The organism is Alcanivorax sp. HI0007 (genome assembly GCF_001635525.1).
In the GTDB taxonomy this organism is placed as follows: Bacteria; Pseudomonadota; Gammaproteobacteria; order Pseudomonadales; family Alcanivoracaceae; genus Alcanivorax.
Genome location: NZ_LWEJ01000017.1, coordinates 1 through 9,496, shown reverse-complemented (window position 1 = coordinate 9,496; position 9,496 = coordinate 1). Strand labels below are relative to the sequence as shown.

The 9,496-nt window shown below is 60.9% G+C and carries 10 protein-coding genes; 1 reads left to right on the top strand and 9 read right to left on the bottom strand.

Translation table 11 applies throughout. The features are described 5' to 3' along the window. Positions 1-54: 54 nt before the first annotated feature. The 5 genes from A3714_RS01390 to A3714_RS01370 all read right to left on the bottom strand — a co-directional run bounded on the left by A3714_RS01390 (position 55) and on the right by A3714_RS01370 (position 4,362). Positions 55-1,326, bottom strand: coding sequence for an MATE family efflux transporter (locus A3714_RS01390; RefSeq protein WP_082810744.1), 1,272 nt, complete (start codon positions 1,324-1,326; stop codon positions 55-57). 210 nt (positions 1,327-1,536) lie between these two features. Continuing rightward, entirely contained in the window at positions 1,537-2,619 is a 1,083-nt protein-coding gene (locus A3714_RS01385; RefSeq protein ID WP_062815297.1) for a hypothetical protein, read from the bottom strand. A gap of 91 nt (positions 2,620-2,710) precedes the next feature. Next, positions 2,711-3,613, bottom strand: coding sequence for an alpha/beta fold hydrolase (locus A3714_RS01380; protein ID WP_063510003.1), 903 nt, complete (start codon positions 3,611-3,613; stop codon positions 2,711-2,713). Between the two features lie 12 nt (positions 3,614-3,625). Then, entirely contained in the window at positions 3,626-3,910 is a 285-nt protein-coding gene (locus A3714_RS01375) for a pyrimidine/purine nucleoside phosphorylase (protein WP_063510004.1), read from the bottom strand. Positions 3,911-3,972: 62 nt separating this feature from the next. After that, complete coding sequence (locus A3714_RS01370) at positions 3,973-4,362, bottom strand: OsmC family protein (RefSeq protein WP_231866042.1); 390 nt, start codon at positions 4,360-4,362, stop codon at positions 3,973-3,975. A gap of 112 nt (positions 4,363-4,474) precedes the next feature. Here A3714_RS01370 and A3714_RS01365 point away from each other — a divergent pair, with 112 nt between their 5' ends. After that, positions 4,475-5,422: a pirin family protein gene (locus A3714_RS01365; protein ID WP_063510005.1), complete on the top strand. Its 948-nt coding sequence runs from the start codon at positions 4,475-4,477 to the stop codon at positions 5,420-5,422. 91 nt (positions 5,423-5,513) lie between these two features. On the opposite strand, the gene A3714_RS01360 is transcribed toward A3714_RS01365, so the two are convergent. From A3714_RS01360 to A3714_RS01345, 4 genes are all read right to left on the bottom strand, one after another. Continuing rightward, the gene (locus A3714_RS01360; RefSeq protein WP_063510006.1) at positions 5,514-6,227 is read right to left on the bottom strand and encodes a DUF4397 domain-containing protein; all 714 of its coding nucleotides are present in this window, start codon (positions 6,225-6,227) and stop codon (positions 5,514-5,516) included. 109 nt (positions 6,228-6,336) lie between these two features. Further along, positions 6,337-7,083: a DUF4397 domain-containing protein gene (locus A3714_RS01355; protein ID WP_063510007.1), complete on the bottom strand. Its 747-nt coding sequence runs from the start codon at positions 7,081-7,083 to the stop codon at positions 6,337-6,339. Then, positions 7,080-8,204 (bottom strand): AI-2E family transporter, encoded by a 1,125-nt coding sequence (locus A3714_RS01350; RefSeq protein ID WP_062815290.1) that lies wholly within the window; start codon positions 8,202-8,204, stop codon positions 7,080-7,082. Before A3714_RS01350 ends, A3714_RS01355 begins: the two co-directional genes overlap by 4 nt. A gap of 24 nt (positions 8,205-8,228) precedes the next feature. Then, complete coding sequence (locus A3714_RS01345; protein WP_063510008.1) at positions 8,229-9,209, bottom strand: calcium/sodium antiporter; 981 nt, start codon at positions 9,207-9,209, stop codon at positions 8,229-8,231. Positions 9,210-9,496: the final 287 nt, after the last annotated feature.

Sequence of the window (9,496 nt, the reverse complement as noted above, 5' to 3'; positions counted from 1 at the left end):
CTCGTGCGTTTCAGTAAAGCAAGCCGCCACCGCGACGTTATTAATTATTCATTATTAACTATTAACTGCCTTTCCCAGCGCCTGCTGATAAAACATCCACGCCATCACCCCCGCCAGCAGATTGCCGAACGCCGCCCCCAGGGCCAGGCCGCCGAAATCCCCCAGCTGATAACCCAGCCAGAGCAACGGCAGGTAGCACAGGAACAGGCGCAGGAAGGAAATCAGCATGGCGCGCATGGGCCAGCCCAGGGCATTACTGGCGGAGACCACCAGCATGCAGACACCGAGCAGCCCATAGCTCGGTGGCAACCAGCGGATCAGCAGGGCCAGGTAGGCCTGCACCGGGGCGGTATCCACCAGGAGCCCAGCCAGCGGTGCCGCCAGCAAGGCCATCAACAACCCCAGCAACAGCTGCCAGCCGATCACCATGGCCGCCGCCACCCGCATCAGACGGCGTACGGTGTCCCAGTCATTACCGCCATAGCAACGGCCCAGCCAGGGCGGCAGGGCCATGGTCATGCCCAGCACCAGCACGATGGAAAAACTTTCCAGCCGGCTTGCCATACCCCAGGCGGCCACGGCCTGATCACCGGCCCGGGCCACCAGGGCGGTGGCCAGCATGGCCGCCAGCGGCGGCATCAGCTGGCTGATCATGGCGGGCCCGGCAATCTGCGCAAAGGGCCAGGCAGAGACTCGCATCTGTACCAGCATGCCATGGCGCTGCACCCAGCCCTTACCGCGCAGGGCCAGCACCAGAATGCCCAGGCCAATGGCAAAGGCCAGCAGCGAGGCCAGCGCCGCACCGGGAAGGCCGAAGCCGTCCCAGTCCCCCACCCCGAAGATCAGTATTGGGTCCAGCATCAGGTTGAGCAGGCTGGTGAGCACCATCATCAGCCCCGGAAAGCGTGTGTTGCCATGGGCCCGGAACAGGCTGTAGCCGAAGTACAACACCCCGCCCACCCACATGGCCAGCACCTGAATCGCCCAGTAGGGGCGGATCAGTTCGCGAATGGCGTCACTGGCACCGATCAGGGAAAACGCCGGGGCTTGCAGCAGCCAGAGCAGCAGCAACAGCACCCCCAGCAACAGGCCACCACCGGTCAGCACCAGGGCACCAAGCCGGTTGGCCTGATCCTGCTGCCCGGCACCGATGGCCCGGGAAATCAGTGCCGCAATGGCAATACCGATCCCCACCTGGACCCCGATCACCAGAAACGCCAGCGGAAAGGTGAACGACTGGGCCGCCAGCGGCGCCGTGCCCAGCCGTGCCACAAAGATACTGTCCACCAGATAGAACCCCAGCAACGACATGACACCCAGCGCCATGGGCCAGGTCTGCTGCCAGAGCTGGCGGACGAGGGACAGGGTTGTGGGGCTGGATTCAGTCACGGGCAATCCGGGTCCGGGTCATGGAGAGAAACGAGGCGAGGGTAACATGTCTTCTCGTAGGAGCGTCGCTGGCGGCGCGATAATCACTGTATCGAGCAACGCGTAGGCTGGGTTATCGCGCCGCCAGCGACGCTCCTACGGAAAGACTTACAGCGGCTGGATACGGTCCATCAGCTTGCCGCTTTCCACCAGCTCCAGGAATTCATCGCCCAGCCGCTGACTCTCCCCCACCGCCTTGCGCCAATAGGCCTCGCGGCCGGCGTCATCCCCCAGGTAATGCTTGAAGTCGGTGCGATCAGGCAACTTGCCATGGGGCAGGCTGGCCAGGTACTCCCGGGAGGGTGACACCAGCAACAACCGACGCAGCCGCTTGGGATCGCCGTTGCGCCAGCGCAACGGCTTGTCGAACCAGCCGGGGATCACCCGGTCCGTGAAGTGCGGATACAGCACAATACCCGTGCTCTGGTAAGGCAAATCCAGGTGATAATCGAGCATACCGCCATCCCGGTAGACGCCATCCGGCGCCCCAGGCAGGCCGGTGACCCCATCGAGCACCATGGGAATAGCGGCACTGGCCAGCAGCGCCGCACGCAAGTTCTCCGCCCCCAGGGAAATATGGTGGGTGGTGAAATCATTGAGCGGGCCCACCGGCAGCGGGCTGCCGTCCGGGTAAACCAGGCCTCGCTCCATGAACAGGCCAGTGGCCTGACGACTGAAAAAGTTGGTACCGATCAGCCCGGCCAGGCCCAGACCCAGGCCCAGACCGCCGCTCCGGGCCATCAGGCCGCGGCTGCGAATTACGACAATCACCAGCCGGTAGTTCTGGTTATGCAGGATATGCTGGTCGCGATCCTGCAGCAGGTCGGAGAGCATGGCCGCACAGCGGTGGCTGACTTCTCTGGAGGTAATGCCTTTGGGAAAACGCTGGCAGGTGTAGAGCTCCGCCAGCCTTGCCAGCCCCTTGGCCGGGTCCTGACCCATGGCAATGGCGGCAAAACGCCAGCTTCCAATGGAGGCACCGATCAGGGTCCGACGGCGAGGAGCCCGGGGCAGGAAGTCACCAAAAACGGCCTGGTCCAGCCCGTTGATTCCCAGGGCCTTGGGACCACCAGCCGCACCGGGAACAATGTCCACATCCCCGGCACGCAGACCATATTCGCGCAAATGGGCAATAGCGTCGGTGCCCGCGCGCAACGTCAAGGCCGGGGCGTTGTTGTGAATGGCGACCACCTGTTCTCTCCGCAACCTGCTCAGGAAGGTTATGCATCCTACCCGCTATTGGCAGATTTCCGAAATTGCATTCCGCGGCTGCTTCCGCCGTTCAATGCTGGGCGGTCAAGAACTCCCCCAGCGCGCGGGTGAACGCCCACGGCTGACTCATCAGCGGCACATGGCCGGAGCGGGATAACACCACATGGCGAGCCCCGATCAGTTCGGCAAACGCAGCCTGCCCTTCCGCAGGATAGAGGGGGGAGTGGGCGCCGGTGATGACCGTGGCCGGCACCGGGAAATCCGCCGCAGTGGGCCGATAATCATGGGTTGCGGACAGGTAGGCCTGCAGGTAGGCACGAATATCCGCCAGCTCCGCCACCGGCAGCAGGCGAGCCCATAATCCGGACCAGCGGGCAGTGGCCCGAAAGGCAGAATGCAGCCCGGGGCGCCCAGCCACTTGCGCGAGAATATGGGTCAACTGGCGAAGTACCGCTTCGCGCAGACCGGGAGCCAGGTTGGCGACCCGCCCCTGATCCGGCGCTGCCTCCAGCAATGCCAGCAACTCCCGCAGCTGGGAAAAGAAGTGCTCCTGGCGCTCACCAAACAGGCCATGGGCCCAGTCCGGCTGGTTGGCAATGCAGGGTGTCTGATCAATATGAAGATAGCGACCCACCGGGGAAAAATCACCATGGGCATGCCAGTGCAGGCTTGTGGTGGCGCCCAGGGAATAGCCCACCAGATGGAAATCCTGCAGGCCGAAATGGGCCACCAGATCTTCCATGTCCTGCATGTGATTATGGAAGACATCCGGCTGGTTGAAACGGGCAGAGGCAGAATTCCCCGCCCCGCGCAGATCCGGCATATAGAACTGGTAACGACGCAGGTAGGGCAGCACGAAGGGAAGCCAGTCGCGCCCCTGCATACCCAGCCCGTGCAACATCAGCACCGGCTGGCCACGCCCCAGAATTCTCACATGCAGCGACTGGCCGTCCCTGGCAGGAAATAACGGCATCCCGCTCCCCTATTATTCGCCGTACAGACACAGATAGGCGGTATCCACTTCCACCTTTACCTGAAAACGGCTGTCTGCAACCACTTCAAAGGTGTCACCGGCAGCAAACGTCTGCCAGTCGGCAGCACCGGGCAGCTTCACGGTCAGCGCGCCGCTTACCACAGTCATGGTCTCGTGCTCGCTGGTGCCGAACTCGTAATCGCCCGGCGCCATAACGCCGACGGTGGCCGGTTTGGTTTCGGCTTGAAAGGCAATGGATGCCACCTTGGCATCGAAGTATTCGTTGACCTTGAACATGCAAGGGCCTCCGTTGAGTCAATGGAGGCGCGAGTATGCCAAAAGCGCCGGCGCTGTGCCGCTTATTTCCAATCCGTGGCAATCGGAGTGCCCTGCCGCACGGTATTGGTGACCGGGGTCTTGGCGGCAATCTCCAACAGACGCTGCCGCTGTTCGTCGCTCAACTGACCGCTACAGGTCAGGGTACGATCGATATATTCCTTGCCCGCGTCATCCCGGTAAAAATGCAGACCCACCTGAATCTCACCCAGGTCCCACCCTTTGCGCTCGGCATACATTCGCAGGGTAATGGACGTGCACGCTCCCAGTCCGGACAGCAACAATTCGTAGGGATTCGGGCCGCTGTCACTGCCACCCAGCTTTTCGCCTTCATCGGCTGCGAGCCGATGCTGCCGGGCATCAATCTGCTGCACGTACTTCTCCACGCTTTGAACCTGCACCTTGGCCATCATGCTCTCCTTTTCTTGAAGCGTCGCCGCTTGCATACTGAAATACCAAACCGCCTCTGTAGACTGCATGCAGACCTCCAGAAGCAGGATCAATGACTATGCCACGGAGACGGCCATGAGCAATACCAATGCCAGCGGCGAGATGGTGGAATGCCCCAACCTGGCCAGCAAACCCACACTCAAGGCGGTGGCCTCACGCAAAAGCATTCTCGGCAGTGGCCTGCCGATCATTCGCCATCTGCCCAGCCGCGATCAGCGACTGATCGGCCCCTGGTGTTTTCTTGACCATATCGGGCCCACCTCGCTGGCCGCCGACAACGGCGTGGATGTGGGCACCCACCCTCACATCGGCCTGCAGACCGTGACCTGGCTGTTCGAGGGAGCCCTGCTGCACAAGGACAGCCTGGGCTATGAACAGGTGATTCGCCCGGGACAACTCAACCTGATGACTGCCGGGCATGGCATCTGTCACTCCGAGGAAAGCCCCGAGGATTTCAGCGGCCCCATGCATGGTCTGCAATTCTGGATCGCACTGCCCGCCGAACACGAAGACACCGACCCGGCCTTCAGCCATCACACCGACCTGCCGCAATGGCATCAGGAGGGTGCGGACATCACCCTGGTGGTGGGCGAACTGGATGGCCACCATTCCCCCGCCCGGGTGTACTCCCCCCTGGTCGGCGCCGATATCGTGGCGCAAGACACCTGCACCCTGACCCTGCCTGTGCCGGCGGATTTTGAACTGGGGCTATGCATCAGCGAAGGCCGCGCCGAGGTGGACGGTGAAACCCTGCAGGCGGATGAGCTGTACCACCTGGGTTGTGGCCGTGACAGCCTGACACTCACGCTCAGCGCCAACAGCCGGGTGATGCTGCTGGGGGGCCAGCCTCTGGGGCAACCCGTGCTGTTGTGGTGGAATTTTGTCGGTCGGGACCAGCAGCAGCTGGAGGCAGCGATTGCAGACTGGGCTGCCTGGCCCAACGAACGCTTCCCGGATGTGGCGGCCTATCAGGGCGATCCCCTGAAAGCTCCCAGCCTGGATCCATCAGTACGGCTTAAATGATTCGGATTGGCCCGTAGGAGCCATGCTCGCATGGCGAATCGCTCAACATGTTCGCCATGCGAGCATGGCTCCTACACCAGCACAGTCCGGATCAGGAGCCTTCTACCTGCTGGCAAAACATCGCCATGTCAGGATCAGCAAACCCCTTGTGGGTAATGATGGCGTCGTAGCTCTTACCGGCCTGAACCGAACAGGATACCGTATCCAGCAGGCTGTCATCCGCCGCATCCCTCACTTCAATTTCCAGGCGGCCACTGCCGTTCGGTGTATCTGCGAAATAGCCGGTCGCTTTGCCATAATCCAGATCCGCTGCAATGCCGATTGAGAAACGGGTGCTGGCTTGCTCATACATGGCATGGATAAAACGCACCCCTACCTGGGTGGCAGCCACCTCTGGCGTCTGTTGGCGAAACGCAGCCAATTGCAGAGCACCGCCAACAACATCGCCCATGAATACCAGCGTGTAATTATCCCCCGCTTTCAGGCTGGCGCTGTCTGCGTGGAAGTCGCTGCCATTTCTGCGCACGGAAAATTCGATAGTGTCTTCACCGGCATCCAGTTTCAGATTCTTGCCGTCCTGTTCATCGGTTGAGTAACCCACATCCTCAAACAGGGGATCCGAAGATTTGTTGGTCACCACATCCACACGAATGCTGGAGGCATCCGGATCCGTGAAGTCGGTTAATTGGTTATGGAAATAGAGGCTGGCAGGGGGCCGCAGCAGATCCTCCACCTCATCGTCATCTCCCCCGCAACCGGACAACATCACAACACCGGCCATGGCCAGCAGGCCCAGCTTTTTCATTGTTTTCTCCCGAATCGATTACCGGCGTAAGAATTACCACGGCCAGCAGCATTTTTTTGGTAATAGTTGGCAGTTTGGAGGGGGTCGAAAGGCGGGTACTGCCAGCCGTTCAGTTGAACGGCTGGCAGTACAAGGCGATCTGATCATCGTCGCTGTCGAAACGGCGATAGGCAATGATGGCATCGTAGCTGCGGCCGCTGCTGACGCTGCAGCTTACCTGGTCGATTTCCAGGCCCTGGGTTTCGTTGTTCACCGTCACGTCCAGGGTGCCACTGGCATTCACCGAAACATAGCTGCTGCCCTGCGCATATTCCAGACCGGACACCAGCGACTGGCCGGCTGCGCCCGGCGTGACAACGCTGAGTTCATCGCCGGAGAGGCGCGACAGGGTATTGATGAAACGCACCCGGATCTGACCGCTGGTTACGTCCATATCCTGGTGGCGATAGGTGCGCAACTGACGGTTGTCCAGCGTCGTGTCACCCATCAGCACCACGGTATAACGATCACCCGCTGTCAGAGTGCGATTCAGTGGGCCGTTGACCAGGGTGCTGCCGGAACTGCTGCCACGGGCATCGAAAGACAAGGACTCACTGTCGTCATCCAGCTCGATGGATTCGGCGCTGACATTGCCCGTAATGGTGTAGCCCACATCGTCCTGCAGCGGACTGTTCTGGTTGTCCACAAACAGGTCCACGGTGACATCATCTTCGCTGCCGCCACCCACCTGGGTGAGCTGGTTATGGAAATAGATTCTGGCGTTGTCAGAAAACAGGCCGTTGTCATCATCCTCGTCGCAACCGAAAGTCGACAGCCCTGCCACGGACGCGGCCAATACCAGACGCAGAAAAATCATGATGCCTCACTCCCGGGCGCTTCCTCACTACTGCCCTGCTGCTCCAGCAGAACGGCGGGACTTTCACCCTCATTGAACTCACGTATGAAAATGCCCCAGAAGGCAACAAACAGGGCTGCCAGCAGCGGCCCCAGCGCAAAACCGGTAATGCCGAACATGGCCAGGCCGCCAAGGGTGGAAAACAGCACCACATAATCCGGCAACTTGGTGTCCCGGCCCACCAGGATCGGCCGCAGGATATTGTCCACCAGCCCGATCACAAAAATACCAAACAGGGCCAGTATGGTGGCATTCACTATATCACCCACCGCATAGAGGTAGAGTGAAACCGGCACCCAGATGAGGCCTGCCCCCACCGCCGGAATCAGCGACAGCACGGCCATCACCACCCCCCACAACAAGGCACCGGGGATACCCAGCCACCAGAAGATCAATCCGCCCAGCGCCCCCTGGGTCGCTGCCACCAGCAGATTGCCCTTGATGGTAGCCCGGGTCACTTCAGCAAACTTGGCAAACAGCAGTTTTTCTCGTTCGTCACCCAGCGGCAGCGCGCGAATCAGCATGCTGACCATGGCATCGCCGTCGCGGATCAGGAAGAACGCCAGGTACAGCATCAGCCCCAGATTGAGGAAAAACTGGAAGGTGTTCTGGCCCACGGCCAGGGCCCGCTTGGCCAGAAACTGGCCGGCGCCGGTGAAGGCTTCCACGGTCTGCGACTTGATGCGATCCAGGTCAATATCGAAACGTTCGGCCAGGGTCTGCAACCAGGGGAAGGCCTGCTTGATGCGGTCCACGTAGTCAGCCAGGTTGAGCTCGCCACTCTGCACTTTCTGGAACAGGGACACCCCTTCGGTGACAAAGGAAGAGGCCACCACCAGAACCGGAATCACCACCAGCACCACACAGAGGATGAGGGTGCACAGGGAGACCAGGTTACGGCGATGGGGCCATTTGCCCAGCAGCCGTTTCTGGAACGGATAGAAAATCACGCCGATGGCGCAGGCCCAGAAGATCGGGGCGAAGAAGGGTTTCAACAACAGCGCAAAAGCCACGCTGACCGCCACCAGCGTGAGCAAAAACGTGCCACGCTCCAGCTTTACCGATATATCCGTACCCTGCATCGCCACTCCGTCCCTTTTGACACGTTAGCGGGCTGCCATGATCACGCTGCCGCCCAGGAAACTCATATAGGACACGAACACCAACAGCAATACGACACCATTGCCCCGGGTGATCTGGCCCTTGCGGCCCCATAACCCAAAGCCCATGACGAACAGGGCCAGGGTCAGCACCATCATCAGGCTCCAGTCGCGCTGCAATACCAGCATTTCCACGCTCATGGGCTGGATGGCACCAGCAATACCCACCACCGCCAGGGTATTGAACAGGTTCGAGCCTAGCACGTTACCAAAGGCAATATCGTGCTCCCCCTTGCGGACCGCAGCGATACTGGAGGCCAGCTCCGGCAGGGAGGTGCCAATCGCCACGATGGTCAGGCCGATGATCAGATCGCTGACCCCCAGTGACTGGGCGATATCCACCGCCCCCCACACCAGCAGCCGGGAGCTGCCCACCAGCAGGGCCAGACCCACCACCAGCCAGAACAACGACGTCTTCAGGGGCAGCGGGTGTTCCGCCAGATCGGTTTCCACTTCCCCGGCCAGCACATCCCCTTTACCGGTCATGGCGGCATAGATGGACCAGCCCATCAGTAGCGCCAGCACGGCGATCAGGACCCAGGCATCCAGACGGGAAATATTGCCATCCAGCATCTGATAGCCGGCCAGCAAGGTCACCAGCGTCAGCACCGGCAGCTCTTTCTTGAGAACCGCCGAATTCAGTGCAATGGGGCTGATCACCGCCACCACCCCGAGAATCAGGGCAATATTGGAAATATTGGAGCCATAGGCATTGCCCAGGGCCAGCGAGGGATTGCCATCGAGCGCCGCCATGGCAGACACCACCATCTCCGGTGCGGAGGTGCCGAAGCCGACGATCAACATGCCGATCAGCAGCGGCGGCATCCCGGCATGGGCGGCGGTACCCGCTGCCCCTTCCACAAACTTGTCAGCACTCCATACCAGCAAAATCAGGCCAGCAATGACGGCGGCAATAGCCAACAACATGGGGACTCCTTGGGGTAGTGAATCGTGTCAGGCGGGCATTGTGGCAGAGAGAACGGAAACAGACACCTGCGAGTTACGAGAAGCGAGTTACGAAAACCCAAAACCTCTATCGAACTTTGCCGTTCGTAACTCGCTTCTCGTCGCTCGCGCCCAGACCCACAAGGCTCAGAGCACCCCGCCCCTACAGACAGGGTTCACACATGCTCCTCCCGCCCCGGCTTGATGCCATAGGCCAGGGTATAAAGCACCGGCACCACAATCAGCGTCAGGATGGTGGCGAAGCCCAG

Coding starts and splice junctions, on each gene's coding strand:
- A3714_RS01390 (WP_082810744.1), bottom strand. CDS start 1,326: ATGGCGCTGGGTGTCATGTCGTTGCTGGGGTTCTATCTGGTGGACAGT.
- A3714_RS01380 (WP_063510003.1), bottom strand. CDS start 3,613: ATGCCGTTATTTCCTGCCAGGGACGGCCAGTCGCTGCATGTGAGAATT.
- A3714_RS01375 (WP_063510004.1), bottom strand. CDS start 3,910: ATGTTCAAGGTCAACGAATACTTCGATGCCAAGGTGGCATCCATTGCC.
- A3714_RS01370 (WP_231866042.1), bottom strand. CDS start 4,362: ATGATGGCCAAGGTGCAGGTTCAAAGCGTGGAGAAGTACGTGCAGCAG.
- A3714_RS01365 (WP_063510005.1), top strand. CDS start 4,475: ATGAGCAATACCAATGCCAGCGGCGAGATGGTGGAATGCCCCAACCTG.
- A3714_RS01360 (WP_063510006.1), bottom strand. CDS start 6,227: ATGAAAAAGCTGGGCCTGCTGGCCATGGCCGGTGTTGTGATGTTGTCC.
- A3714_RS01355 (WP_063510007.1), bottom strand. CDS start 7,083: ATGATTTTTCTGCGTCTGGTATTGGCCGCGTCCGTGGCAGGGCTGTCG.
- A3714_RS01350 (WP_062815290.1), bottom strand. CDS start 8,204: ATGCAGGGTACGGATATATCGGTAAAGCTGGAGCGTGGCACGTTTTTG.
- A3714_RS01345 (WP_063510008.1), bottom strand. CDS start 9,209: ATGTTGTTGGCTATTGCCGCCGTCATTGCTGGCCTGATTTTGCTGGTA.